The organism is Methylobacterium sp. D48H, assembly GCF_053345715.1.
Map to the genome: position 1 here is coordinate 1 of NZ_JBKFAP010000229.1, position 255 is coordinate 255.

A 255-nucleotide genomic window follows, 5' to 3' on the forward strand; every position below is an offset into this window, starting at 1 on the left:
CCGTGAAGATGCGGGGTTCCTGCGGTCAGACGGAAAGACCCCGTGCACCTTTACTGTAGCTTTGCGCTGGCCTTCGTGTCGGCATGTGTAGGATAGGTGGTAGGCTTTGAAGCCGGGGCGTCAGCCCGGGTGGAGCCGTCCTTGAAATACCACCCTTGGCGATATGGTGGTCTAACCGCGACCCTTGATCGGGGTCCGGGACCGCGCATGGCAGGCAGTTTGACTGGGGCGGTCGCCTCCCAAAGCGTAACGGAG

General features: G+C 62.0%; 1 rRNA gene. It reads left to right on the top strand.

Annotated features, from left to right (window positions below):
• Positions 1-255 (top strand): 23S ribosomal RNA (locus ACLBX8_RS32250); the annotation flags it as partial.